Source organism: Nocardia sp. NRRL S-836 (assembly GCF_001279525.1).
Lineage (GTDB): Bacteria > Actinomycetota > Actinomycetes > Mycobacteriales > Pseudonocardiaceae > Lentzea.
The window spans coordinates 38,229-62,849 of the sequence record NZ_LGDY01000111.1; the positions used below are offsets into that span (position 1 = coordinate 38,229).

27 protein-coding genes are annotated in these 24,621 nt (G+C 68.6%); 16 read left to right on the forward strand and 11 right to left on the reverse strand.

All coding sequences use genetic code 11. From position 1 onward, the window contains the following. Positions 1–12: 12 nt before the first annotated feature. From ADL03_RS26840 to ADL03_RS26865, 6 genes are all read right to left on the reverse strand, one after another. The gene (locus tag ADL03_RS26840) at positions 13–753 is read right to left on the reverse strand and encodes a hypothetical protein (protein ID WP_053736329.1); all 741 of its coding nucleotides are present in this window, start codon (positions 751–753) and stop codon (positions 13–15) included. Continuing rightward, positions 750–1,817, reverse strand: a complete 1,068-nt coding sequence (locus ADL03_RS26845; protein ID WP_053736330.1) for a DUF3558 family protein — start codon at positions 1,815–1,817, stop codon at positions 750–752. The genes ADL03_RS26840 and ADL03_RS26845 overlap by 4 nt, the downstream gene beginning before the upstream one ends. Before the next feature lie 79 nt (positions 1,818–1,896). Continuing rightward, positions 1,897–2,220 carry a hypothetical protein gene (locus ADL03_RS48765; protein WP_053736331.1) on the reverse strand — a complete coding sequence of 108 codons (324 nt, stop codon included), beginning with the start codon at positions 2,218–2,220 and terminating at the stop codon, positions 1,897–1,899. Between the two features lie 144 nt (positions 2,221–2,364). Next, positions 2,365–4,308 carry a protease pro-enzyme activation domain-containing protein gene (locus tag ADL03_RS26855; protein WP_082373505.1) on the reverse strand — a complete coding sequence of 648 codons (1,944 nt, stop codon included), beginning with the start codon at positions 4,306–4,308 and terminating at the stop codon, positions 2,365–2,367. A gap of 347 nt (positions 4,309–4,655) precedes the next feature. Then, the gene (locus ADL03_RS26860; RefSeq protein WP_157529283.1) at positions 4,656–4,940 is read right to left on the reverse strand and encodes a hypothetical protein; all 285 of its coding nucleotides are present in this window, start codon (positions 4,938–4,940) and stop codon (positions 4,656–4,658) included. 109 nt (positions 4,941–5,049) lie between these two features. Then, a complete protein-coding gene (locus ADL03_RS26865) occupies positions 5,050–5,985 on the reverse strand; it encodes a hypothetical protein (protein WP_157529285.1) in 936 nt (311 codons plus the stop codon). A gap of 957 nt (positions 5,986–6,942) precedes the next feature. Here ADL03_RS26865 and ADL03_RS26870 point away from each other — a divergent pair. Then, entirely contained in the window at positions 6,943–8,145 is a 1,203-nt protein-coding gene (locus ADL03_RS26870; RefSeq protein ID WP_053736334.1) for a cytochrome P450, read from the forward strand. Between the two features lie 43 nt (positions 8,146–8,188). On the opposite strand, the gene ADL03_RS26875 is transcribed toward ADL03_RS26870, so the two are convergent. Continuing rightward, positions 8,189–10,582, reverse strand: coding sequence for a LuxR C-terminal-related transcriptional regulator (locus tag ADL03_RS26875; protein WP_053736335.1), 2,394 nt, complete (start codon positions 10,580–10,582; stop codon positions 8,189–8,191). Between the two features lie 622 nt (positions 10,583–11,204). Here ADL03_RS26875 and ADL03_RS26880 point away from each other — a divergent pair. The 10 genes from ADL03_RS26880 (at position 11,205) to ADL03_RS26910 (ending at position 17,065) form a co-directional block, all read left to right on the forward strand. Further along, positions 11,205–11,933, forward strand: coding sequence for a helix-turn-helix domain-containing protein (locus ADL03_RS26880; protein WP_197288680.1), 729 nt, complete (start codon positions 11,205–11,207; stop codon positions 11,931–11,933). A 3-nt stretch (positions 11,934–11,936) separates the two neighbouring features. Next, positions 11,937–12,437, forward strand: a complete 501-nt coding sequence (locus ADL03_RS26885; protein ID WP_053736337.1) for an ImmA/IrrE family metallo-endopeptidase — start codon at positions 11,937–11,939, stop codon at positions 12,435–12,437. A gap of 293 nt (positions 12,438–12,730) precedes the next feature. Continuing rightward, the gene (locus ADL03_RS26890; protein WP_157529288.1) at positions 12,731–13,747 is read left to right on the forward strand and encodes a DUF6545 domain-containing protein; all 1,017 of its coding nucleotides are present in this window, start codon (positions 12,731–12,733) and stop codon (positions 13,745–13,747) included. Between the two features lie 27 nt (positions 13,748–13,774). Further along, positions 13,775–14,725, forward strand: a complete 951-nt coding sequence (locus tag ADL03_RS26895) for an NAD(P)-dependent oxidoreductase (RefSeq protein WP_053736339.1) — start codon at positions 13,775–13,777, stop codon at positions 14,723–14,725. A gap of 468 nt (positions 14,726–15,193) precedes the next feature. Next, positions 15,194–15,319: a hypothetical protein gene (locus ADL03_RS50280; RefSeq protein WP_255353409.1), complete on the forward strand. Its 126-nt coding sequence runs from the start codon at positions 15,194–15,196 to the stop codon at positions 15,317–15,319. Continuing rightward, positions 15,313–15,567 (forward strand): hypothetical protein, encoded by a 255-nt coding sequence (locus ADL03_RS26900; protein WP_157529290.1) that lies wholly within the window; start codon positions 15,313–15,315, stop codon positions 15,565–15,567. Before ADL03_RS50280 ends, ADL03_RS26900 begins: the two co-directional genes overlap by 7 nt. Before the next feature lie 104 nt (positions 15,568–15,671). Continuing rightward, complete coding sequence (locus tag ADL03_RS50285) at positions 15,672–15,797, forward strand: hypothetical protein (RefSeq protein WP_255353410.1); 126 nt, start codon at positions 15,672–15,674, stop codon at positions 15,795–15,797. Next, a complete protein-coding gene (locus ADL03_RS47405) occupies positions 15,794–15,949 on the forward strand; it encodes a hypothetical protein (RefSeq protein ID WP_157529292.1) in 156 nt (51 codons plus the stop codon). The genes ADL03_RS50285 and ADL03_RS47405 overlap by 4 nt, the downstream gene beginning before the upstream one ends. A gap of 340 nt (positions 15,950–16,289) precedes the next feature. Beyond that, positions 16,290–16,754 (forward strand): hypothetical protein, encoded by a 465-nt coding sequence (locus tag ADL03_RS26905; protein ID WP_053736341.1) that lies wholly within the window; start codon positions 16,290–16,292, stop codon positions 16,752–16,754. Positions 16,755–16,822: 68 nt separating this feature from the next. Then, positions 16,823–17,065, forward strand: coding sequence for a hypothetical protein (locus ADL03_RS26910; protein ID WP_053736342.1), 243 nt, complete (start codon positions 16,823–16,825; stop codon positions 17,063–17,065). A gap of 44 nt (positions 17,066–17,109) precedes the next feature. Here ADL03_RS26910 and ADL03_RS26915 read toward each other — a convergent pair whose 3' ends face one another. Further along, positions 17,110–18,660: a peptide deformylase gene (locus ADL03_RS26915; protein ID WP_197288681.1), complete on the reverse strand. Its 1,551-nt coding sequence runs from the start codon at positions 18,658–18,660 to the stop codon at positions 17,110–17,112. Between the two features lie 142 nt (positions 18,661–18,802). Between ADL03_RS26915 and ADL03_RS26920 the strand changes: the two genes are divergently transcribed. Next, positions 18,803–20,509, forward strand: a complete 1,707-nt coding sequence (locus ADL03_RS26920; RefSeq protein WP_053736344.1) for a hypothetical protein — start codon at positions 18,803–18,805, stop codon at positions 20,507–20,509. Positions 20,510–20,519: 10 nt separating this feature from the next. Next, positions 20,520–20,999 (forward strand): NUDIX domain-containing protein, encoded by a 480-nt coding sequence (locus ADL03_RS26925; protein ID WP_082373507.1) that lies wholly within the window; start codon positions 20,520–20,522, stop codon positions 20,997–20,999. Between the two features lie 21 nt (positions 21,000–21,020). Here the strand turns inward: ADL03_RS26925 and ADL03_RS47410 are convergent, their stop codons facing one another. Further along, a complete protein-coding gene (locus ADL03_RS47410) occupies positions 21,021–21,587 on the reverse strand; it encodes a hypothetical protein (RefSeq protein ID WP_157529294.1) in 567 nt (188 codons plus the stop codon). Next, the gene (locus ADL03_RS50875) at positions 21,572–21,904 is read right to left on the reverse strand and encodes a diguanylate cyclase domain-containing protein (RefSeq protein WP_369809029.1); all 333 of its coding nucleotides are present in this window, start codon (positions 21,902–21,904) and stop codon (positions 21,572–21,574) included. The genes ADL03_RS47410 and ADL03_RS50875 overlap by 16 nt, the downstream gene beginning before the upstream one ends. Between ADL03_RS50875 and ADL03_RS48775 the strand changes: the two genes are divergently transcribed. The 3 genes from ADL03_RS48775 (at position 21,853) to ADL03_RS47425 (ending at position 23,567) form a co-directional block, all read left to right on the forward strand. Continuing rightward, complete coding sequence (locus tag ADL03_RS48775) at positions 21,853–22,554, forward strand: hypothetical protein (RefSeq protein WP_197288683.1); 702 nt, start codon at positions 21,853–21,855, stop codon at positions 22,552–22,554. The genes ADL03_RS50875 and ADL03_RS48775 overlap by 52 nt on opposite strands. Before the next feature lie 306 nt (positions 22,555–22,860). Then, a complete protein-coding gene (locus tag ADL03_RS26935) occupies positions 22,861–23,190 on the forward strand; it encodes a hypothetical protein (protein WP_053736346.1) in 330 nt (109 codons plus the stop codon). A 146-nt stretch (positions 23,191–23,336) separates the two neighbouring features. Continuing rightward, positions 23,337–23,567 (forward strand): hypothetical protein, encoded by a 231-nt coding sequence (locus tag ADL03_RS47425; protein WP_157529301.1) that lies wholly within the window; start codon positions 23,337–23,339, stop codon positions 23,565–23,567. 179 nt (positions 23,568–23,746) lie between these two features. Here the strand turns inward: ADL03_RS47425 and ADL03_RS26940 are convergent, their stop codons facing one another. Beyond that, positions 23,747–24,610 carry a thiopeptide-type bacteriocin biosynthesis protein gene (locus ADL03_RS26940; RefSeq protein WP_063798720.1) on the reverse strand — a complete coding sequence of 288 codons (864 nt, stop codon included), beginning with the start codon at positions 24,608–24,610 and terminating at the stop codon, positions 23,747–23,749. Between the last annotated feature and the right edge of the window lie 11 nt (positions 24,611–24,621).

Below are 24,621 nucleotides of genomic sequence, written 5' to 3' on the forward strand. Positions count from 1 at the left end.
ATGCGGTGAGGTTCATGGGAAGAGGACTTTCAGCAGCTCGTTGACCAGCGGGTCGCGCATGCTGTCCAAACGTGACCGGTCCACCGGGGCGTCGACCTTGCTGCCGCGAGGCGGGCGGAGGTTCTGCCGGATCCGCAGCGCCCCGGGCTGGTTCTTGTCGCCCAGCACCGCGACGGAGAGCTCCTCCTTGTCGCGGCCGCGGCCGTTGGCGTCCTCGGGATTGCCCACGCGCATCACCGGCTTGCCCGACAGAGACAGCTCGGTGACCATCGCCGCGGTGTCCGGCCGCGATCGCAGAATGGACAGGTCCCGGCCCAGGGATTCCCTGGCCGACAGGAAGATCTCGACTTCGAGGACGGGCTCGTACTTGTCGTCCGCGTTCTTCTTGTTGTCGTCGGAGCTGATCGTGCAGGTCGGGCTGTCTGCGCTGCCCGCGATGACCCGGTAGTGACCGGTGCCCAGGAACCGGTCCAGCACGTCGGCCGGCAGCGCCGAGCACAGCATCTGCGCGGCGGCGAGCGGGTCCTGCTCGGCGGTACGCAGCAGATCGTGACCGGTCTTGGGCGTGGTGGCCGACCACTCCTGACACATCCGCGGCTCGTTGCTGCGCGCGCACATCCCGGCCGGTTCGGCCGTGCCGGCGCTGGGCGCGGACTCCGGCTTGGCAGTGCCGGGAACCAGGCTGCTGCAGCCGCCCAGCGCCGTGGCGGCCAGCGTTGCCGCCAGCACGGAGGTGAGCAGGCGGGCGTTCATCGCTTGCCCACCTTCGACAGCACCTTCTCCGCCGCCTGCTGCGCGACGTCACAGGTCGCCGTGGACATGCGGATCTGCTGGTACAGCACGCCGCCGCCCTCCGGCGCACGGTTGTCCTGCACGATGGTGGTGTCCGGGTCGTAGACGATGTAGCTGGTGCAGCCCAACCGGCCCTGGAAGATCACCGTCTTGTAGCCGGCGATCGTGACCTCACGGGCGCTCGAGTCGCCGGGTTTCACCAGCGCCGACGGGTCGTCATCGACCATGAGCGTGACGACGACCTCGTTGCGGCCCGCTGCCTTGTCCCGCGGCGGCGGACCCGGCTTGAGCGGTTTCGCGGTGCACACGAACGGTCCCGAGGGCTGCAGCACCGCGTCCGCGCCGAACATCTCCAGCGCGCCCGACGCCACAGTGCACGGGTCGAGCTTGGCCAGCGTCAGCTCCGGCGTCGTGCGCCCGGAACCGCGCTTGGGCAGGTCCTTCCACAGCGGCGCGACCTTGGCCGCGTAATCCCTGGCCAGCTGGCAGCTGGACTTGGCCGGCTTGTCCTCTCCGGTGCCCGACGGGCTGGTGCGCAGCACGATCGCCCGGTCGGCGTCGAGCGGCTTGGCCAGCGTGCACGTCCGCTCGTCCTCGGAGATGAACATCTCCTGGCCGCCGATGCTCTCCGGTGCGGCGTCCTTGCGCTGGGAGGCGTCGAAGGTGTCGCCGACCTCCAGGTAGATCGTCCAGCTGGCCCGGAACTCACCTTTGTGGGTGCGCAGCAGGCATTCCTGCATGCCGTCCTGCGACGGGATGATCTCGTCGAGCTCGTCGCCGGTGACCTCCTTCGCGGCGTCCGGATCGTGCAGGCCGCACGCGTCGATCGCGCGGTAGCCCGCGGCGGCCTCGGCCAGCGCGCGGAACTCCTGCGGGATCGCGGCCTCGATCTTCGCCGGTTCCGGCTCGCCGCCGCCCTCGGCGGTGCCGGGGGCGTCCTTGGTGCACGCCGAAGCCAGCAGCGCCGAGCCGAGCAGCAGCGCGAGAGCGACACGGTGCCGTGTGAAATGTTGTCGTGGAGCCATGTTCGTGATCCCCCTGATCCGAACGGGATGTGCCCGATGGCACGAAAGACTGGTGGGAATGCGATGGAAGGCCGGGCGGTCAGCCCCGCCGCAGCCGCACGACGTGGGCCACCTGCCGGCCGGCGGTGCGCAGGCCACTGATCCATGCGGGCGCGGGCGGGCCGGGTGGCTGGTCGGTACCGGCGCGCGTGCGGACGGTGACATCAACGGCGCCGAATCCGGTCGAGCCCACTGCGGTGGCGGCGTGCGCGTCGACGCCGGCCGCACCCGGCGTCGGTGACCCCGCCGCGTCGGTGCGGGGGCAGAGCTGCGCGGAGGAGGTGCCGGACGGCACGGTCAGCGTCATCGCCGAAACGACGGTCGCGGTGGCCAGCAAGCGGGTGACGATCCTGCGAGTGATCAATGGTCCTGCTCCAGATCCGGGACGAGCCGGGTGTGATGGGGTGGGGTGGCCGCGTCGCCCGCACTTGCGGGTCCGCCCTGGGGGATGCGGAGGCGGGCGACGCGGCCCTGGGGGATCAGTCCTTTGCGGACTGACGCCGGTAGGTCACTTGGCGAAGGCGGTCAGGAAGCCCGCGGACGGGGTGCCGACCCCGGTGACGTTGTCCCAGCCTGTCGTGCTCTGCAGCGACTGCGGCTTGGTGTCGAACTCGGCCAGGTAGGAGCCCTGGGTGCCGGGGACGTCGACGTGGCCGTAGGTGACCATGTGCGGCGTCCAGACACCGGCCGCGACCGGCTTGACGTCGGTCATGCCCGCCTTGCCCGCCATCTGGTAGAGCGCGGTGTTGAGGAACCCGAACCGTTCGACGCCCTGCGCCTGCTGGGCGTCCGCGACGAGCGCGGCGATGATCGGCGCGGCCGCGGAGGTGCCGCCGGAGGGGTACTCCACGTAGCCGTTCGAGGTGGTGAGGCCGACGCCGATGCCGGTGTAGGCGTCCGCGAGCGCGGACACGTCCGGCAGCATGCGGCGGCCGGTGGCCGGCGCGACGCCCTTCTGGTAGTCGGGCTGCTCGTACAGCGAGCTCGCGCCGCCGCCCGCGCCGCCAGCGAACCTGCCGTCGGCGCCCTGCTGCGGCACCCAGCTCTGGCCGGACTGGGTGTATCCGGAGATCTCCCAGCCGGTCTGGAACTTGACCTTGTTGTTGCCGTCCACGGCGACCGACGTGCCGCCGACCGCGGTCACCCACGGGTGGCTGGCAGGGAAGTCGGTGGCGGCGCGGCGCACGTCCGGGTTGCCGGCGTTGTCGCCCGCGTCGCCGGAGGACACGGTGATGGCCTGGCCCTGGATCGCGGCCTGCAGGGCGATGCTGTCCATCTGCCGGCGCACCGCGGCGGGCTGGTTCTCACCCGAGGCGCCCCAGGAGTTCGACAACACCGACGCCTTGTTGTCCTGCACGGCCTTGTTCAGCGCGTCGTAGAGCGTCCGGCAGCTCGACGCCCCGTAGTAGATGATGCGCGCGCCGGGCGCGATGGTGTGGATCGCCTGCACGTCCAGCGCCTGCTCACTGGCCCACGACGCGGGGCTGCACTGCTCGATGTCGTCCCAGCGGCTCGCGAGCACCGCCGAGTACTGGCCGGGGCTCAGCTGCGGAGAGCCGAACGTCGCGGCCGCGCGGTTGGTGTCGGACACGATCGGCTCGTGGTTGTAGGCGCCGATGACCCCGATGCTCTGCCCGGCCCCGGTGTTGCCGCCGCCCAGGCCGTAGATGCCGCGCATCTGCGCGCTGTCGTAGCCGCACAACGCGTTGGACTGCAGGTCGCCGGCGAACCTGCGCGGCACCGCGGTGTTGACCGACTCGCCCCAGTACAGCGCGCAGCTGTTCGGGTCACCCGCGGCCTTGGCCTCGGCGCGCGGCCGGGCGGGCGCGCCGTTGGGCGTGCGCATCGCGACCTGCTTCGGGGTGATCGTGCGCTCGCTGTCGTCCAGGCCCAGTACCGCCTCCACCGCGTCGCGCAGCTCACGCGGCACCGACACGGCGGACTCCGGCGCGGCCAGCTCCAGCGCGCCGGCCTTCGTCGAGAGCGTGAACTTCGCGAGCTTGACCCGGAACGCCGACTCCAGGGCCGAGACCTTGCCCTCGACCGTCACGAAGTGCCGGTTGCCCGACACCTCCGACACCGTCAGGTTCTGGCCGCGCAGCCAGTCCGTCACCCGGTCCACTGTGGACTGTGTGGGCGCGAACCGGTCTACGAACTGCTGCGAGGACAGGAACTTGCGGTGCGACGGGCTGCCCGGAGTGGACACCGCCTTGGCCAGCGCCTCGGCACCGCGGCGATCCTTGAGCGTCAACGCGATCCGCACCCGGCGGACCTCGTCACCGCCGACGTCACCGACCTTCGCCGATGCGGTGGCCCAGCTCGGCGTGTTGCCCTCGATCGCCGCACGCTCACCGGTCTGGCCTGGGTCCGCCTGAGCGGCGGAGGTCCCGAGGATCCCGACCAGCACCGCGCAGCCGGCGAGAGCCGCCGCGCGGGATGGACGTACTGCCATGTGTAAAGCCCCCGAATTCATAGCGTCGCCCGGGCAATCCCCGGGCCTGACGGCAACAAAGCCATCCATGGAAGACATTCAGGAAAACGCGGCAGGGCAGAGGGTTTCTGCCCGTGAACGCGGCCCCTCGCGGCGAGAGAATCGCCCCCGCACGGGATCAACACCTACGGTGGAGCCCGTGACCTGCACGGACGTGCCGGTAGTTCCCAGACTGCAACGCGACCACCGCAAGTGTCAACTCGTTCGAACATATTCCCGCACAAATTCTTATCCGCCTTTTTCGGGCGCCACGAAACGCCCGGCACCTGACGGCAAACGGGTATCGGCAAAGGGTGAATCGGTTCTTTCTAGCTGTTCACGGCGGTCACCTGCTCCGCGACGAACGTGGGACCGAGATGGCACACCGAGGCGCCGCGCTCCGGCACGTACCCGGTCACGCGCACCCGCTGTGCCCGCGGCTGCTCACCCGTGCGCGCCCGGTGCTCGTTGTCCGACGCGACGCTTCCGGACAGCTGAAACCGCTGACCGGACACCGCGACCAGTGAGATACATCCGGGCCGGCCCGTCAGCCACGTCGCGTCACCTTCCACAGTGACTTCGGGCCCCCGGATCTCCGGCGGAGGGATCGGCACCGATGACACCACGCCGGATGCCGTAGCCGCCGGCGGCGCCGGTACCGGTGAGGCTGAGCAGCCGGCCACCGCCACCACGGCGATCCCCACGAGCGCGGGGAAGCCCGGCCTAGTCATCGGGCTCTCCGGCGTCGGGCACGCGTGTTTGCGTCCCCGCGGCTCCGGGGCGGCGCAGTGCGGCGCGATGACGTGTGCCGCGCAGGCTTCTCGCGGCGTGCACGACCCCCGCGGCCAGGATCAACGAGTTCGGTTCACGCATCCGCGGGAGTACACCGTCCAGAACGGTGTGAGCCTGCCGCGCACCGAACTCCCTGCCGAGCAGCCACACCTGCTGGGGCAGGTGCCCGCACCGCCGGGACGCGTAGATTTCCCCGGTTCGCGGGATGTACCCGAGCTGCCAGCTGCCGCTGTGCTCTGCCGGGCCGGCATGCGGGCCGTGGTCATCGCCGTCTCGGCGCCATTGCTCGCCGAACAGGTCCGCGTCGGCGATCGGATAGCCCCAGTCCGGACGGGTACGCCGGGAATCAGCCGCGAAGAACTCGTCTTCAGTGCCCATGACGACGACAGTCGGCGGCACCTCGGGCGAGCGCTTCCAGCCGTCGGCGACCTCACGCAGACGACCGGAGGGCGGATCAAGACTGATGACGTAGTCCCGCACGACTGCTTGGAGCGCCTGGGTCTCCTTCATCAGATCAGCGAGCTCGGAGTGCCGCTTGATCGTCGCACCGAGGATCGTGTCGGTCCTGCGTCGCTGTCGCGCCGAGCGCCATGCCCACCGGGGCCGCGGCAGCCGAGCGAGCTGGCGACGCTGCTCTGCCAGTGCGCGCTCGACGCTGGTCGCCTCCTGTGCGAGCTGCGCGGCAAGACCCCGCAGGCGCGCTTCGATCTCGATCAGGTCCGTTGCCGCGTCATCAGTCAGCTCGACAGCCCCGGCCCCACTGAGCCAGGCGACGACAGGGTCGGGCAGTGGATCGAGTCTGCCGCCCAGCTGGACCACCGGGCCGCGGGCGGTGTGTTTCCAGAGCGGTCGCTCATGCGGCGACATCGGCTTGCTCCCCCTAGTTCAGGGACGCAAACCGGCACACCGTCGTGGTCACGGATGCGTCCACGGGCCGTCACAGCACGGTGGGCCGGTCAGCGTCTCCTTCTCCGGTCAGCGCTGGAGCACTGACCGGTGGTAGCCGGGCGACGAATCCCTCCCAGGTTCGCCGCCCGGCCGCACCTCGCCCGCCACCGGCTGTGGCGGGCGAGGTAATGACGCACTGGAACGACCGCGTCGGCATGGCGTTGAGCGTTGTTCCGCCGGGCCGCGACGGTGAGTCCCAAGCCCGGACAATGAACGTGCTCCTCGGCGCCCAGTGCTCGTCAAATGTCACGCACGCATATCTCGGGCATGTCACCGCCTCATCAGCGGCGGTGACATCAGGCGCCCTCGAATCGCGTCATCGGAACCCGTCCCGCATGGTGCGGCAGGATCAGGATGCCGACGTCACCCACCATATGACAAGAACAGCATCTGTCAACCGAGAACAGTTGGTTGCGGCTAATTCCGTTCCATTTTTCTGTCGCCCTAAGGGGATATACGTATTGGAGACACCGAAAGCCCGTAGCGCCAGCTCGGCACTAAGTGATGACGCGAGCACCGAACACACGGAGTCCATGCGTCTCTGCGCCGGGACGAGCCGAGACAGCACGGCGAGACGATTTCCGACCCACCACGACGACCATTTCTTTCGTGCGCAAACGATAGTTCGATCTGCATTGGCGCACCCTTCGTGGAACCCCCTGCCTCTCATGAAGGGCGCGAAGAGACGACTACGTGGTCGGCTGATTCGCCTACGGGGTTTCCCGTAGTTGCGGCTCATCTCACACAGGCGGCTACGGGGTTGACCGGATAGCGCTGCGCTCGAATTCCATCGAAGCTTGATCCGCATGAGCTCGTCGGCGCATCGAGAGTCGCCTGACCGGGCGGCTCCGTCGAACACAACACAGGGGGATCGCCGTGCCCGTCGAACGGCTATTCAGCGAGGAGTACTGGGACAACGCGCTCGCCATCGGTGATGCCTTGCGTGAGCGGGCACCGGTGCATCAAGCCGTGCTGCCCAACGGTGTGCGAGCGTGGGTGATCACGCGATACGACGACGCACGCGCGGCTCTGGTCGATCCGCGGCTGCGCAAGGACGCGCCGAAGCTGAACGCGATTCAGCGACGTCAGCTTGAGGCCGCAGGCGTGTCAACCGATCTCAGCCATCTGTTCGACCCGCACATGCTGTTCCGCGACGGTCCGGAGCACGCCCGCTTGCGGGCACCTGTCGCGGCAGAGTTCACCGCACGCCGAGTGGAGGGGTTGCGGCCGCGGATTCGCGAGTTGGCCGCCGGGCTCGCGGACGCGTTGCCGACCGATCGTGCCGTCGACCTGGTGGATGCGTTCTCGTTTCCGCTTCCGCTCACCGTGATCTGCGAACTGCTGGGCGTGCCGGAGCTCGAGCGCCGGCCGCTGCGCGAGTGGACCACCGGCTTGATGCAGGACCACCCAGACCAGACCGGCCCTGCCTCGCGCGCCATGGCCGCCTTTCTCGAAAGCCTGATCGAAGACAAACGGCACACCCCTGGTGACGACCTGATCTCTTCGCTGGTCAGTCCTTCCGGCACCGCTGATCGACTCCAGCCCGAGGAGATACTGAGCACTGTGTTCCTCATGGTGGTGGCGGGACATGAGACCACCGCCAACCTCATCACCAACAGCGTGCGCTGGTTGCTCGACGACGCGCGGAGGTGGTCGTCACTGGCGCAGAACCTTGACGCGATCCCGGCCGCCATCAACGAGGTACTCCGGTTCGACTCGCCCGTGCGCATGGCCACCTACCGGTTCACCGCCGAGCCGGTCACAATCGGCGAGACGGTCATTCCTCAGGACGAGATCGTCTTCGTGTCGCTGCAGACCGCCAATCGCGATCATTGCCGGTTCGCAGAGGCCGGCACGTTCGATCCCGGCCGCGACGCCCGCGGCCACCTGTCCTTCGGCCGCGGCCCGCACTTCTGCCTGGGCAGGGGACTGGCCCTTGCCGAGGCGGAGGTCGCCCTGACCGAACTGATCACCCGATTTCCGCACGCCCGCCTCGCAGTGCCGGCCGGCGAGCTCCGTCGGCAGCACAGCGCCATCATGAACAGCTACCGCGCCCTTCCCGTCCGCCTGGCCTCGTAGCAGCCCTGTGAGGGCAGGGCCGTCCTGGCGACGGACCGGGTCCTCAGCGCACCGGGGGCCTCGCGCTGGAAACCCACGTCGCGATCTCAACGCGGGTTGCGAAATCGAGCTTGCTCAGGATCTTGCCCACGTGCACCTCGGCCGTGCGTTTCGAGATGTGCAGGACCTCTCCGATCTCGTGATTGGTCATGCCCTGCGCCACCAGCTGGGCTACATGCCACTGTCGTTCGGACAGACCTCCGGGCCGCTGTCGTCCTGTTTGTTTACGCGGCCGGGGCAGCGGTTCACGCTGGGCGAGATCGAGCGCCTCACAGATCGGCAGTGACTCACCGAGGGCGATCGGGAACTCGAGATCGTCGTCGCCGAGGTCCAGCCGGCATCGCCGTTGTGCCTGGTCTTGCACGCGCAACAACGAGGTCATCCCGAGGATGTTGGTCTGGGAGTGTCCCTGCAGGGTGTTGGCCGCACCGAACAGCTGGCCTGCGTGCTCGCTCTGCCCCACAGTCGCGGCAATGACGGCGATCAGCCAGACACTCCACACGGGGCCCCAGGTGTCGCCGATACGCCGTTGGATCTGCAGGGCCTCCTGCGCCGACCGGAACGCGGCGTGTGGGTCTCCGTGCAGCACGTCCGCAAGAGCGCCGGCCCACAACACCCATGACATCGACCATTCCGGGCTGCTGCCCTCGACCAGCTTCGCCAGCCGTGCGACCTCGTGGAAGGCCGCGGCACCCTCTCCCAGCAACGCCGTGGCCATCGTCAGGAAGAGTTGCGCCATGAAGACATCCCCCGAGCTGCCGGCCTCGTGGAACAACGCGACGGCTCGTTGAAGTACGCCGACGGCTTCGCTCGCGCGCTGCGCGTCTGGTTCGGCAAAAAACAGCCAGCTGCCTCGGGCGAGAAGGAGTGGCGGAAAACTGTCCGAGATGCCGAGTTCACGGGCGGCGTCCTCGGCCCGCACGAGCAGTGTCTTCGCCCGAGCCGGATTGCCCTGAGTCAGCGCGATCCACGCGGTCAGCGACAGTGCCGTAACCTGTTGCGCTGAAACAGCCTCGTCGGTGTCAGCGGGTGCGGCTACGAACATCCGGTCCGCGGTGTTGAGCAGGCCGGCGAAGTGCAGGAATCGGGTCCGTTTGGCGTTGATCGCCATCTGTCGTGCGCGGCCGGATTGGCCGGGGGCTCGCGCGAGATAGTCCTGTGCGGTAAGGATGTTCGCCAGATCAGCGCGCAGTGTGCGCATCCATTCGACTTCGGCATCGCTGAGCCACTCATCGGCGCCGCGCTGGAGCAGCGCCTCGAAGTAGTCGGCGTGCGACTGCAGCAGGCTCTGCCCGTGTTCGGACTCGTTGATCAACTCGCGGCCGTAGTGCCGGATGATCGGCAGCATGCGGTAGCGGGTACGGCCGTTGCGTTGTTCGGTCAGCAGCAGGGACTTGCGCACGAGCGTGGCCAGCCGTCCGAGGACGTCTGCCTGGTCGACGTCGTGGGCCGCCGCGACCGCGGTGGCGGCGTGCAGGTCGAATCCGCCGTCGAACACCGACGTCAGCATGAACATGTGCTTCTCGTCCGGTGTGAGCAGGTTGTAGGACCAGTCGAGAGTGGATCGCAGAGTGCGGTGGCGACGCTGTTCGGATGAGCCTCCGACCAGCACGTGCAGGAGGTTGTGCTGCTCCACCATCTCCTGCAGCGTCATGATGTCGAGTTTGCCGGCGGCGAGTTCGATCGCCAGCGGCAAACCGCCGAGCAGCTCGCACAGTGTGCTGACCAGGGCGTAGTGGTCGCGGGGGATCCGCACACCGATCTCTTGCGCCCGGTCGAGCAGCAGGCGCTGTGCCTCGTGGACGGTGCCGCGCTCGGCCGGATCACAGGACTCCTCGACGCCGGTGCACAGAGGCGGCACGGGCAGGAGATGTTCCCCGCGGACACCGAGCTTGGTCTGGCTGGTCACCACGATCCGCAGCGCCGGCGATGCCGAGAGCAGGGTCCGCAGCAGGTCGGGGAGCGGCCCGGTGCCGGGCTCGTCGCCGACGAGTTGCTCGCAGTTGTCAAGCAGGAGCAGCAGTTGCTTGTGGCGCAGGTGTTCGACCAGCCTCGTGCGGATCGGGCTCGACGCGTTGTGGAGGATGCCGAGCGCTTCGGCGATTGTGGTGTCGAGACGGTCGTCGGTACTTTTGATGTCGCCCAGCCGGGCCACGGCGACACCGTGCTTGAAATGCGGTGTGCCGGTCTGGTTCGCACACTCACGTGCCAAGCGGTCCAGCAGCCGTGTCTTGCCGACCCCGCCGGCTCCGATCAGTGTCACCAGCCGAGCCGAGGTCATCAGGGTCTTGGCGGTGCCGAGCAACTCCGAGCGACCGACGAACGACGTCATGTCGACCGTCTCCTGCATGACTGGCGGCGCGGCCGGAGCGGCCACGAGGTGATCGTGCCGTTCCACGCTGCGGATCATCTGTCCCCCCGGAAGACGTGCCGAACCCACCTGGACAGGTGCCATGCCCAGAAGAGGTTGTCGCTCGGGACTGCTGTCCCGGCCCTGCGGTTGTGCGCTGGCACGAGCGCGCAGGCGCAGCACGGCTCTCGTACGCGCGGCCCGCTCAACCCGCCGGACCGCATCTTCAGCTCAGTTTCCTTTGGGAGCGAAGCATCGTTGCTGGTCAACGTGGTCCCGTCCGCCTCCCCGCAAACTGAACTCAAGTTGCATTGCCCTCGGACGCACCATAGAGCAGGTGCAGGCCGAGTTTCCAGCCACCCGGAATACTCACTCGTTCGGAGTAGTAACAAGCGGTCGATGCCACCGAACCGCCTAACCGCAAGCGTCAAAAGTTGACTGCGCCGATGGCGTCTGAGTTAACCTCGACGCGGCTGGGGAACGGCGCAGAACGCCGTCGTGGTTCAACTGGGGTGTCGGTGGGGGACACATGAGCGAGGACGAGCGCGCGTCCAACGCGCAACCTCGAACGCTGCACGGTCAGATCACGTGGCTGTTCAAGACGATCAAGCCGACGGTCGAAGGAAAGCCGTACCGCGACACCAGGCCCTACTTCGCGAAGGACCTGGCTGTGCACCTGGGCGTCTCGGAAAGCTATGTCGGCCAGCTGAAGAAGGGCACGAGGCCCAACCCGACGAAGGACGTGCTGGAGGGGATCGCCTCCTTCTTCGGCGTTCCGGCGGCCTACTTCCTCAGCGACGCGGCTGAAGCGGCACGCATCGAGGCTTCGATCCGCTACGAGGTCGACCTCCGCCGATTCCGGGACGGCGAACTCACCGAACCTCCGGTGAATCCGTCGAGTCCGCACAGAGGTGAGATGCCGGACAGCTCCCGGCCAGTGTGCGAGCGGTTGAACTGGCTGTTCGAGCACGTGCACTCGACGCAGGAACAGCGCCCCTATACCGAGGAAGAGGTTGCGGAGGCGATCGGGGAGAAGACCTGGCGCGTGCGCGGGCTGCGCAGCGGCGAGATCACCGACAACGACGTCCCCGTTCCTGTGCTGCGCAACCTCGCGGCCTTCTTCGGCCAGAAGCTCAGCTACCTCTACGCCGACGACCAGGACGGTCCCGATCAGCGCGACGAAGAACTCCTCGATCTCGTGCGGCAGGCGAAGAACGAGAAGCGCGGCCTGCTCGGTGTCGCGCTGAGGACCTTGGAGTCCGACGGCGGCCACGCAGGTTTCACCAACCGGGCCAGTGCACGAGCGTTGGCCAAGCTGATCAAGACCCATCTCGAGTTGGACGACGACCTGCGCGAGAACTCCGGCTTCCACCCGGCGCCCGGCAAGGCAGGTCAGTGAAAAATGAGCCACGACCACACCGACGACGTGCTTGATCGCCGAGCAATCGAGAAGCGGGCTGCCGACTTCGCCACACGGGTCCCGATTCCGGTGCCGTGGGACTTGGACGAGTTCGCACGCTCGCTCAGCCAGGAGTTCGGCAAACCGGTGCGCTGTCGTCCTTTGAGCGAGGAAGTCGCACCACAAGACCTGTCCGACGCCGACTTCACCGGCGCGCTGATCGAGTCCGAGCATTCGATCACGATCTACTACGACAGCCGCGGCGGTCTGTCCCATCAGCAAGACGTCATCCTGCACGAGGTGGGCCACCGCTTCCTAGGCCACGTCGTCCTGGACCATGTCCTGTGCCGCAGCACCTTCGCCTCACCACGCGAAAACGAAGCCGAGCGATTCGCACGCGAGCTGCTGCATCGGTTCCGGGGCCGCGACACCCTGCAGCTCGCACCACACGCGGACGATCCGCACGGTGTCAAGTCGCTCGGGGGAGCGCTGGCCGACATCTAGCAGCACCACAACTCAACACACCCGGGGGGAGCGCGATGTGGTTTGTGCTGGTGACAGGCTTCGGCATGGTGTGGTCAGCGCTGGCGCTGGTCGCCCACCTACGCCGGGTCAGATCTCGACCCGATGACCCGTCCTTGCCCGCCAAACGGTCACTGCTGGGTGCCGCGGTGCTGGCTACGGTGTCCTACGCCTCGGCGATGCCGCCGTTCACCACTCTGCTGCACATCGACGGCATGTGGATCAACTGGCCGGTGGCCATGACGCTGGGCAACGCCACCGTGATCTGCGTGCACATGTTCTACCTGTTCTCCGTGGAGCGACGCGCTACCGCGATCCGCATCGCCCGGCGAGAATGGCTGATCTACGCGGCGTTGACCGCCGCCGTCATCACCTTGTTCGCGATGAACCCCTCCGCGAGCGACTACGACATCACGCCCGCCGGGCGGTACCAGGCCGGCGGACCGGGAGACCCGTTCGCCGCCGTCGCCTACATGTTGTCGATGGGCTTCTCCGGCACGATGAACGTGGTCGTGTGCCGTCTGGGATGGCGGTGGGTGAAAAGGTCCAAGGGTACCCGCTGGCTCGCGATGGGGCTCAACACCAACGCGCTGGGCCAGATCGGCGCCCTGTTGATGGTCCTGCACTCGGTCGGCTACAACATCGCGCTGCTGTTCGGCGTTGTCCCGGCCTGGACGCAGAACCTCGCGGAAACCCCGATCAAAGGTATCGCGGGCCTGCTGACCATGCTCGGCCTCAGCGCCACCGCGCTGAGCCTGTGGATCAGGAACAGCCGCCTCGTCGTGTGGGCACACGCCAACCAGGCGCGCCGCAGGCTGTACCCGCTGCACCGCCGCATGTACGCCATCTTTCCCGTCATCGCCGTCGATCCGCCGCCGTCCTCGGCGTGGAAAGACTTCCTGCACGTGCGCCGCGCCAAGCGCCAGGCCCTGGATCGCATCGTCGAGTTGTGGGAAGGCCGCCAACGACTGCGTATCCCGCACGGCACCCGCGCGCTGGCCCGCGAGCTGGGCCACGCGCAGGGCCTCAGCGGCCCCGTGCTCGACGCCGTCGTCGAGCGTGCCTGTCTGGAGGCCGGGTTCGAGGTCGCCCGCCTGGGCACGGATGTCCGCGTCGAGCTCGCGACCGCGGACGAGGCGTCACGCCTGGTGCGGGAGAAGGGCATCGCAGCGGAGCTGCGCTGGTGGGAAGAGGTTGGCCGCGCAGGTACATCGCCGATCGTGGCGGAGATCCGGGCCCGGACCCCTGAACTTGTCCGAGCATCAATCAGCAGCGGCGCAGCGACGAGCTGACGGCCCGCGAACGCACGGAGGAACAGCGTGAAGACGATCGTCATCGGCGGCACCGGCTACACCGGAAGGCACGTGGTCGACGCCTGCCTCCGCGAGGGCCACGAGGTCAGCGTCGTGGCACGCAGCCCTGCCGCAGACCTGCCCAGCGGGGTGGTCTTCCACCAGGGCGATGCGAGCGCTCTGTCGCACGAGGACTGGTTACCGATCCTCGACGGGCACGAAGCGCTCGTGTTCGCCGCCGGCGTCGACAGCCGGGCCGAGGTACCTCCGCCGAGCAACACCTACTTCCGGCACCACAACGTCGACGCCGTCGAGCGGATGATGCGCGCGGCTCGCAAAAGCGGGATCACCAGCGCCGTGATCCACGGCTCGTACAACATGACCCTGCACCGGCAATACCCCGAACTGAAGCTGCCCGAGCGGCACCCCTACATCGCCAGCCGCGCCGACCAAGCGATCCAGGCGCGGGCGGCAGCGGGCCCCGGCTGTTCCGTCGCGGTCCTGGAGATTCCGTACGTCTTCGGCCGTACTCCGAACCGACCCAACCAGTTCGAGTACATGATCCCGTGGCTCAACGGCACTAGCAACCTGCCCCTGATGGCACCTCCAGGCGGGACCGCCCTCGTCTCCGCCGCCGCGATCGGCACCGCGACATGCACTGCCTTGAACACCCAACTCGACGGGGACTACCCCGTGGCGCAGGCGAACATGACCTGGCACCAGCTCGTCTCTCGTCTGTCCCGATTCGCCGGCCACCCGGACCCCGACGCGATCCGCTCCCTGCCGGGACCGGTGTTCCGTCGGTTCATGCAGTTCAACGGCTACAGGGACAGGCTGCGCGGTGTCGATTCCGGGCTGGACTTCGCCCACTACGGGGAGCTGTACACGAGCAAGATGTTCATCCCGGAATGCGTGCCGGAACTCGGCATTGACGCTGCCGATCTCGACAGCGCGCTGCGTGAGACGGTCGCTGGATGAGCGCTAGCGCCACCCAGGGCCGGCACCACGTTCGCGTCTCTCGCGACCGGTACTGAACCAGTGCGATCGCCTGAAGCGGAGGCCCGCCTTGACGTGACGCAGGCGTCCGAACATCGCGTCGACGCTCGGGGCCGTGAGGTACGGCGTGTGCGGTGGCCGAGTGATCGGCCGCGGAGCCGATGCTCGGTTCGGTGAGAGCCGGCCAGGCCGCTCGTCGTGGAGAAACTCCAAGCGTGACGGCCTGGCCGACCGTTCTCCGACTACACACGGGTGATTTTGGAGGTGCGGCAGCGAACGAGTCGGTCACTCGTCGCAGGAGCGGTGCTGTTGGGCGCACTCGGTGATCATCTTGTGCTCCGTTCGCCCGTACCACACGGCGAAGTTCACGGTTGCGGCGTTTACCACTCCTCCTCGACTCACCCCTCTGACCAGTCCCATCGCGTCTGCGCGCGTGGCTACGATCCAGACGTGATCGACGGGACGCGCGGCGGCAGACCTGCCGATGTGAACATAGTCAGCTCGCTGCTCGCCACGCTCGACATCCCGTGCCAGCCGGTCGACGGGGACTGTCTGGTGTGGACTCCCGCGTGGTGACGGTCCTGCAGGCCGCCGGGTACGCCGCGGAGTCCACCGCCGTCGTCGGCTGGGCTGTGCGCCGCTCGCGGACCATAGTCTTCGTCCACCAAGCGGCGTTGACCCATGACGATGTCGTCATCGACGTGACCGCTCGTCAGTTCGACACGCGGCTGCCCTCACCATGGATTACCTCATCCGCGCAGTACTGCACGGCCCTGGCCGCGTCGGCACGAGTTGACGAGGTCACCATCGGGTCCTGGATGTAGGCAGGCAGTGCTCGCGGAGGCGTTCGTGGCGAGCCGGGCCATGGACGACCGGCCCTCGACGAGAAGGAGGCCGCCGCGACCAGCGTGACGGACTGTCGAAAGACGTGCTCGCGGCCGCGGACACGCACGAGGCGATGCTCGAGTTCATCGAGACGAACTTCCGCTCCACAATCGCACTCGACGCCACCACCAGCGAACCGAACTCGTCGGCGACCTGTTCTGGACGATGAAAGGCAGCATCCTGCTCGGCTACGTCGCCAGCGCCTACTGTCACCGGCGCGGCTATGCCCAAGCCGTCGCCTGGCTCACCGGCGCGCAGACCAAGGTGACGTTGCAGCTGAGCCCCGGCGCGGCGCACGACGAACTTCTCCAGCGCGCTTGAAGCGCCAGGAGGACGTGAAGGACAACGACAGGTGACACCCCCCGCTGTGGAGCGCACCGTCTCTTGACCGGGAGACGGCCGAGGCCCCTGGGTCCCGCTGCCTGCCGGTCACCGCTGATCAGGGCACGGTGAAGCGCGGTCGGCAGCTCATCCCGCCTTCAGCCGGTGTCGTGTCCAGGCGGTGCTGACTCAGACTGCCGGTCACGACGGAGATCAACGGCACGCCGGAGCCGGCCGGGCCGTCGACGCCACCGGACGCCGTGGCCGGCGGAGTGCCTGGATTCCAGCGGACGCCGTCTGAGCGGGTCAAGGGCCAGTCGGGCTGGCCGAGGCGATCGACATGAGCGCTTCGACGCTGCGCGGGTGGCTGGATGAGCAGCGGCTGATCAGCGAGAAGAACCTGCGAACTCTGCTGGAGGCGAAGGGCCTGGCGGAGGAGGGAATCCAGCGATGGGCTCGGCCCCGAGAGTTGGCCCAGCCGCAGCTGCGGCGCATCACCCCGGCCGACGTCGGCGGCACGCTCCCCGGCGCGGAGAACGTCTCCCGCAACGACGCCGGCCGCAGGAAGACGGCCGTTCGCCTCACACCCCCGCAGGGTGCGGCTGTAGCGCTAATTGCGGTGGGGTTGAGGAAGGGCTGGTTGATCGGGTTCTCGTCCCAGGCCGGCACCGGCGTGAACGCGGGCACGACCACGTCCGGCTCGTCCGCGTGGGGTTCGGCCGCTGTGCAGCCGACTGCGGGCGCGAAGTGTGGGGAAGTGGATGTGGACCTGCGGCCGGGGTCGGATGCGCAGGCGCATCGCTGACACCGGCGCCGGGGCGCTTCGAGCCCAAGTACGACGGCTGGCGCGGCCTGCTGTTCACCGGCGACGGTGTGCTGCAGCCACGGCACGGCACCGACCTCACCTCGCGGTTTCCCGAACTGCTCACCGCCGCGCGTGTGCTCGGCGATGTCGTGCTCGACGGCGAGATCGTCGCCCTGCGCGCGGGCCGGCTCGACTTCGGTGCCCTGACCAGCACGCCTCGCGGCCCCGCCGCCGCAGGCATCACCATCTACTTCGTGGGGTCGGTGCCCATGCTCCTCGTCGGCGCCGCCGGCACGGCGGCGACCACCTGATCGGTGAACCCGCCGGTAGGCCTGCCCGGCGTGCCGGACTCGGGTCAGTATTTCCAGGTCGTGCCGGTGCCGCGGTACTGCTCGACCGGGATCGGTTCGACGCCGTCGCGCATCCGGTCGGTGTACAGCAGGCCGTGCAGGTGGTCGACTTCGTGGCGGACGAGCCGGGCGACACCGCGATAGAAGACGGTGATCTTCGTGTCGCCGTCGATGGTGGTGTGCTCGACGTGGACGACGTGCGCGCAGGGGACCTGACCGCGGACGTCGAAGAACGACAGGCAGCCCTCGTACTGCTCGTCGACCTCGCCGGCGGACTCGATGATGGTCGGGTTGAACAGGGTGATCGTCTCGCCGTCAAGGGTGCGCACGATGGCGGCGGCCCTGTCGATGCCGATCTGGGGCGCGGCGATGCCCATGCCCTTGCCGAAGGTGTGTGCCTGGGCGACGCGCTCGGCGGCGGAGTGGAGCTCGGTCACCACGCGGCGGGCGTCCTCGGCCTCGGCCGGGAGGTCGAACCGGCGGGCGACATGGCGCAGCGCGGGGTCGCTGTCCTGCACGATGCCGAGCGCGGCCATGACGTCGCTGGGCGCGGCAGGAGCACCGCCTCGGGTGGCGCGTCCGCGGAAGTCCCATTCGAGCCGGTAGCGGGCATGTAGCGGCGGGTCCTCGCAGGACCAGGAGAAGGTGTGCCGGTCGCCGCTGTCGGCGCGGGTGATGGCGGTGGCGAACGGCATGGCCTGCGCGGTCATCGAGGTGTGCAGGCCCCAGACCGAGGCCGCGAGGTCGGCGGGAAAATCCAGGCACACCGACAGGGTGCGGGTGGGCAGCCGCACGGCGCGCTGGAACCAGTTGCCCCAGTGCGTCTCGCTCACGGTGTACTCGTACTCGATCCAGCACGCCTCGCCCGGATACAGCGGGAAGTGCCCGTGCTCGCCGGCGAAGAGCAACCAGACTTCCTTGAACGCGTCGCGGTCGTGGTGAGCGGTCCAGTCCATCGGGTTGGTGCGGCCGCGGCCGTGCCAGGCGTGCAGGTTGAGCTCGTCCCAGGTCAGCGGGTTCTCGCTGTAGAGCTGGTTGGATCGCTCCGGATCACCGGGATAGCGGTCGACGGAAATGCGGATCAGGTAGCGGCTGATCGGCTCGCTGCCGTGGTTGACCAGGCGGCGGCGCTGGGTGAGCCGGTAGACGCCGTCGTCGTAGCGCAGCGTCGCGTCATCGTGGTCGACCAGCAGGCCACCGGTCCCCGCCTGAAGATCGACCATCGGCGGTGCCGGTGGCCGGGTGCGGGCTGGGCGGTGGGACTCGAGGTCGCGGAACGCGGTGCGCAGAGCGCCGCCGGCCCGCAGCGCGGACTCCGCGTGCCCGGCGAACGCCTCGGAGGGCCGCTCGGCGCCGGAGAGCACCTTGGACACGTACGAGCGGTCGTAGCCCATGGCCTTGGCCAGGGCGGCGCGGGAGAAGCCGCGCACGTCGCGCCAGCGTTCGAGCTCGGCCGCGAACACGTTCACCGCACCGCCCGCATCCGCGTCCTCGGAACTATGCGTAACGGTGGGCTGCTCGGCCGGGGTGCCGGGTCCGGTCGTTCCCGTCGTCATCGCCGCCTCCAGCACAAACGAGATTGGTGGACCGTGAGTGTGCGTGAACGCACCGTGAGTCACCCCTCAGCCTAGAGGCACACCCGGCCGGCGCGGTGTTCTCGATCTCCCAGCACACCTGATCACGGGAGACGAGGACGCAATGTATCGCTCGACGTTCCCCACCACCCCGCACCGCGAGAGCTATCTGCGCACCGGCCGGATGATCTCCGACGACGAGACCGCGCAGGACATGGTGACCCGCATCGTCACCGCGCTCGAACAGGCCGACGCCCGGTTCGACCCGGCCGGAGCCGAGGCCTTCGGCGAGCGGCTCGGCTGGGCGATGGACACCGAACGGATCGTGTTCTCCACCCCGATCATGACCAACGCAGGCCGCCACCACGATCGGCCGCTGGCCGCGTGCGCGGTCCCGCCGGTCGACCTGCACGGCGACCTCGCCGAGGTCAAGACGATCGTGGACGGCTACCACCAGGCCGGGATGGGCACCGGGTTCACCCTCGACGGCCTCGACGACCCGGTCGGCGTGCTGCGTCACCTCAACGACATCGCCGTGGCTGGCGCGAAGTCCGGCGCCGAGGACCGGCCGGTCGGCAACATGGCGATCCTGTCGCTGGACCACCCGCGCGCCGCGGAGTTCATCGGCTGCAAGGTCGGCGCCGACACCCGCGGCGAGCAGTGGAAGTTCAACATCTCCCTGCACGTCACCGACGCCCAGATGCGCACCGCGCTCGCCAGGGCCGGACGGGAACGGGACCTGCTGATCGCCGCGGCCGAGGCCGCGCACGCCTGCGCCGATCCGGGGTTGCTGTTCGCCGATCGAATGAACGACGGCAACCCGACGCCGGAGGTGGGCGCCTACGTCTCCACCGCACCGTGCGCGGAGGTCGGTCTCGTGGCCGGGGAGACCTGCCAGTTCGGCTACCTCAACCTAGGCCGCTTCCACACCGGCAGCGGCACCATCCCGGTCGACCTGGACGCCCTCGCGGACACGACCCGCACCCTGGTCCGGGCGCTCGACGACGCGATCGAAGCCAGCCTCGCCCACTACCCCAACCCGCTGTCCGCGAGGGTCATGGGCGTCAAACGCAAGATTGGCGTCGGGGTGTGCGGGCTGGCCGACCTGCTGCTGGCCGCCGGCCTCCCGTACGACAGCGCCGAGGCCCGGCGGCTGACCCAGGAGGTCCTCGCCCTGGTCAACTACACCTCGAAACTCGCCTCCGCCGAGCTCGCCCGCCACCGCGGCGCCTGCCCCGCAGTCGGCGGCGGCCGGTCCCGCTACGCGCAGCCCGCGTTCCTGCGGCGCTTCGCCGAGCTCGGCGCCACCACCGTGACCCGCCGCGACTGGGACGCCCTGGCCGCCGAGATCGCCCAGACCGGGATGCTGCGCAACTCCTCCACCATCGCCGTGCCGCCGACCGGGCGGTCCGCCCCGGTGGTCGGCGCGTCGACCGGGATCGAGCCCCTGTTCCGGCTGTCGGGCGAGCAGCCCGGCCACCGGCGCACCGGGGTCGTCTTCGCGCTGCAGCAGGCCGGGCGGACCGACGTGCTCGGGTTCGTCGACACCCACGGCCGGCTGCCCGCCGACCCGACCCTGCCCGCACACCTGCGGGCGCTGCTGGCCACCGCCACCCAGATCAGCCCGGCCGGGCACCTGGCGATGGCCGCCGCCGTGCAGGCCTGCGTCGACGAGGCCGTGTCCAAGACCGTCAACCTGCCCGGCACCGCCCGCGCCATCGACGTCTACGACACCTACGCCACCGCGTTCGAGCTCGGCTGCAAGGGCATTACTGTGTACGTCGACGGATCCCGCAGTGTCGAGCCCCAAGCCCTCGCCACGGCCAGCTGAGGATAACTCTGTGCCGCACAACGCAGCGCCGCAGTACGTGTTCGACACCAAACACGACCGCTACCCGCTGGCCGTGCACGTCTTCCTTGTCCAGCACGGGAAGATCCTGCTGATGCGCCGCGCCGGCAGCGGCTACGCCGACGGGCAGCTGGGGCTGCCCGCCGGCCACGTCGACCTCGGCGAGACCCCCACCGGATGCGCCGTGCGCGAAGTCGCCGAGGAACTCGGCATCACCCTCGACCCGGCCGCCCTGCGGCCGGGCGGCACGATGTTCCGCAACTCCCAGGAACCCCGCGTGGACATCTTCTTCACCACGAACGCGTGGGACGGCACACCGCAGATCCGCGAACCGCACAAGTGCACCGACCTGGTCTGGGCCGACCCCGATGACCTGCCGGCCGACGCGCTGGACTTCCTCGCCCCGGCATGGGACGACGCGCGGAACGGACGCGTCCTGCGGGAGTACGGCTTCACTCCGGTCCCGGCATAGCCGTCCCAGCCGCACACGTGGTCACCCGCTACCTGGAACTGCCAGGCTGGTCGGGTTCCACGAGTACGTCGAAGGCGGTGATGGTGCGGGCGACGCCGGCGTCGCGCATCGCGCGGCCGCGGTGCTGGCCGTTGTCGTACCAGGTCTTGTCCTCCTCCTTGTCGTGCTGCGGGACGATCGAGTCGAGGAACAGGCTCTGTACCGCCAGCAGCTGCCAGCCGGTGAGGCCTTTGGCCTACGCCGGCCCGCCGATGTCGCGCCAGCCGATCGGGTGCTCAAGCGGCGCGCCGCGAACGCGGCCCCGAGCTCGCGGCGACCGTTCTCCGCCGCGGCGTCACTCTTCACGCCGTCAAGCACTGCCTGATCCATGCGTTCGGTGCCGGTGCGCACGGCGCGCTGGCAGCCGCAGTTGATCAGCGTCATCAGTGACCCGATGTGTCCGGTCGACCGCGCGAACAGATAGTCCGACAGCTTGTCGGCCAGCATCCCCGGCCGCGCGTCGGCCGGCACCAAGCGCCGCTCGATCGCCAGCGGGATCGCGCACCACTGCTTGCGGTGCGCGGCGTTGTCGATCAGGAACAGCTCCATGCCGAGCTGGCCGAGGCCACCGGAGCCCGCACTGCCTGCCGGGTCACCGCTGATCTGGGCGCGGTGAAGCGCGATCGGCGGTAAGCGGCTGCGGTCGCTGCTGTGCCGCTGCGGATCGTGGCCGCGGATCCGCGCTGCGGTCGGCCGATCATGTCGGCGTCAACGCCGGCCAGCGGCACCGCGAACTCCTCGCCACCCCAGCGGGCGACGAGGCGATAGCCGCGCACCGTGTGCTGGATCGCGTCGGCGACCGCCCCCAGGGCCTGTGGCGGGGTCCGGCTACGCTGCCTCCGGACACGCGAAGCCTGGGGGAACAAACGTGAATGTGCGTATTTGTGCTGCCGTCGCGGTGGTGGCCGTACTGACCACGGCCTGCGGTGGTGAGCCGGTGGCCGCGCCGCCGGCCGCGACCACCACGACGACCACTGTGCCGCCGACTCCGGCGGAACTGGACCAGCGCGCGAAGGCGGCGATCGCCCCACCCGGCGCGTTCGACGCGCTCGGCGGCCAGTTGAGGCAGAGCACGCCGGCCAGCGACAACGAGCCTGGCGCGGACGGCGAGATCGTCACCACGCTCTGCGGAAGCAGCGAGATGCGCGTCGACGGTACCTCGGTCGCCCGGACCCGCGTCTGGACGGGCCGGGTGAGCTTGTTCCAGCGCGTCCACGCCATGTCCGACCGCACGGCGGCCACGCTGGTGGGGGCAGTGCAGACCAGACTCAACAGCTGTGCGAAAGACCGTGCCGAACAGACCAAGGCGGTCGCCAAGCCGGACGGCGTGGACGACTTCTTCGCGCACTGCGAAGCAAATCGGGATCCGGAACAGGTTCCGTGGTCCTGCCACGCGATGATGGGTCGCGGCACGCTCATCACCGTCGTGGTGGCGTCCGGCCAGACCAAGGCGGCGGCCGAAGCCCAGCTGACCTCGGTGGTGCCGATCTTCGCCGAGTCGTTCGTCAAAGCCTGACCGCAGCTCCTGGACGATGGACGCGTTCTGCACGCGGAGCGCGTCCTGCCCGGGGGCGCACCGAAGAATCGCCGGGTACTCGCAGGCGCCCGGCATCGCGAGGACTTGACCGTCGACGCCACTGCGGTCCGATCTGGACGTTCCCTGTCGTAGTGCGAGCTTTGCACGCGTACCGCTTTGATCACCAGACGAACGCCAACTCGTGAGCACGACCCGACGAGTCGAGCAGAGGTCCTCGAGACAGTCCAGCTGGTGGGTTGTAGCGTCTTGACTGACCTCGTCTCTTCGAGCTGTGGTGGTCCTCCGATGAACGACGGCTTCGACCAGGATGCATACAACTCGGCCTACCGCGAGCTGGCGAATGCGTTCTACAACGGCGATATCAGCCAGACCGCAGAGGCGATCGTCAACGAGGTACAAGCTCGGCAGCGAGACCGGGGGATGAGCTACCTTGTGCGGCTCTCTCAATCCTTCAACGGTCGGAGCGAGTTGGTTCGCGCGATCGTGCTTGCTGGACGCGACGGCTCTGCGGCGTCGGTCGGTGCCGTCGACTCGGCGGTAGCCGCAGTAGCGACGACGTTGCTGCGGTTTGAAGCGGGGCAGGCCGAAACGCAGGCGCCAGCCGCTCGTTCGTAGGGGAGATGACGCTACTGCCACCAAGCCTGTTCTGGACCGTTGCATCCTTCGATCGGGCAGGACCAGTCCGACGAGAGGCTTAGCAGAGCTGGCACCTGCGATAATGGCAGGTGGGGGGTCAGATTCACCGAGCAGAAGATCCCGACGTGTCTGATCTCATCCCGAAGCTGGCGAGACGCGACGAGTCTGTCCGCTTTGGATGGTGCTTCAGCCATGGCCGGCTTCATCACAATCCGGCACGGTGCACGGCATTTTGGGTTCCGCTAGCCGCTGAGGATGAAGGCGCTGCGCTGGTGGAGAAGCGCCGACAGTTCGGTGATGCCCGTTTCCTTGATGAGCTGACACCTGAACACCAGTTTCAGGTTCTTGGCCGCTGAGGACGTGAACCGCAAGCAGTTGCTCGCCAGCGCCGCTCAGACCCGATAGCCGGCGCCCAAGGACCGGTTCAGCCTCGCAGGCCGCACGGCTGTCGAAGGAACGCCGGGCGGCCCACGACGCCGTCATATCAGCTCGACGACCTCGGAGTTCGCGAGCGCTCGCAGCGCAACACCTCGGATTAGCGTGATGGCCGTCTAGGTTGATCGCCTGGTAGCGAGGTGGCATGGCGTGTCCTCGGCGAGCACGCGGCCGCGGTTGCGCGGGCGCGCTCGCCGTCTGAAGGTGTGGGGCCGAAGATGGCCTCCTTCGCTGCGGTGGCGAGTTCGGCCTGCGTCGGTGCCGTCAGGCCGAGCCGGTTCCAGGCGAAGATGATGTGGAGGGCGATGACTGCCCGGATGCCGCGGGTGAGAAGTCCTTCTTTCCGCAGGGTTCTGAGCATGTCCCCGGCGTGGGTGTACGCGGCGAGCCAGCCGGGGTCGACGAGGGCGCTGCGGGCTGTTCCGCGCAGCAGGTGCGCGACTTGTGCGGTGAAGGCAACCCAGGTCTGCGGATCGCGTGAACTAGTTGACGCCGCGGGGCGGTAGTCGGCGACTTGTGCCCAGACGTCGCCTTGCTCGTTGGGATCGAGTTCTGCCGCGCGCATCAGCGCGGTGAACAGGACGAGGGAGCGTTCCCGCCGGTCGGCCGCTTCGGTAGCGAGGTAGGTCAGCAGGAAGCGGCTGTCCTGGCAGAAGAGCTCGTGGGTCAGGTCCATGCTCTGGGGACCGCCGAAGGCGTGGGTCTCGGGTTCGTAGATGTCACGAGTCCAGGCGAGTCCCGCGGTGAGGACGGGGTGCACCGGATCGTCGGTGAGGTCGGCTGGCTTGGTGATGTGGTAGCGGATCCGCCAGGCACCTTTGCGGACGAACCACCACTGCAGGGCCAGGTCGCGCTCGCGTAGTTCTGTGAGGACACGGGAGAGGTGCGCGACGGCGTGGTGCTCGCGTGCAGCGGGGCTGGTGCCGGGGAACGTGAGGTTGCGCTGGGTCCACATGGTCTGCATGGGTGGCCTTT

Bases quoted from the DNA above. Each gene is read 5' to 3' on its own strand.
- ADL03_RS47405 (WP_157529292.1), top strand. From the start codon at position 15,794: ATGAAAGGCAGCATCCTGCTCGGCTACGTCGCCAGCGCCTACTGTCAC.
- ADL03_RS26855 (WP_082373505.1), bottom strand. From the start codon at position 4,308: ATGGCAGTACGTCCATCCCGCGCGGCGGCTCTCGCCGGCTGCGCGGTG.
- ADL03_RS26920 (WP_053736344.1), top strand. From the start codon at position 18,803: ATGTATCGCTCGACGTTCCCCACCACCCCGCACCGCGAGAGCTATCTG.
- ADL03_RS26885 (WP_053736337.1), top strand. From the start codon at position 11,937: ATGAGCCACGACCACACCGACGACGTGCTTGATCGCCGAGCAATCGAG.
- ADL03_RS26840 (WP_053736329.1), bottom strand. From the start codon at position 753: ATGAACGCCCGCCTGCTCACCTCCGTGCTGGCGGCAACGCTGGCCGCC.
- ADL03_RS26940 (WP_063798720.1), bottom strand. From the start codon at position 24,610: ATGCAGACCATGTGGACCCAGCGCAACCTCACGTTCCCCGGCACCAGC.
- ADL03_RS26865 (WP_157529285.1), bottom strand. From the start codon at position 5,985: ATGTCGCCGCATGAGCGACCGCTCTGGAAACACACCGCCCGCGGCCCG.
- ADL03_RS47410 (WP_157529294.1), bottom strand. From the start codon at position 21,587: ATGGAGCTGTTCCTGATCGACAACGCCGCGCACCGCAAGCAGTGGTGC.
- ADL03_RS26905 (WP_053736341.1), top strand. From the start codon at position 16,290: ATGAGCGCTTCGACGCTGCGCGGGTGGCTGGATGAGCAGCGGCTGATC.
- ADL03_RS26845 (WP_053736330.1), bottom strand. From the start codon at position 1,817: ATGGCTCCACGACAACATTTCACACGGCACCGTGTCGCTCTCGCGCTG.
- ADL03_RS26890 (WP_157529288.1), top strand. From the start codon at position 12,731: ATGTTCTACCTGTTCTCCGTGGAGCGACGCGCTACCGCGATCCGCATC.
- ADL03_RS26915 (WP_197288681.1), bottom strand. From the start codon at position 18,660: ATGACGACGGGAACGACCGGACCCGGCACCCCGGCCGAGCAGCCCACC.
- ADL03_RS26935 (WP_053736346.1), top strand. From the start codon at position 22,861: ATGAACGACGGCTTCGACCAGGATGCATACAACTCGGCCTACCGCGAG.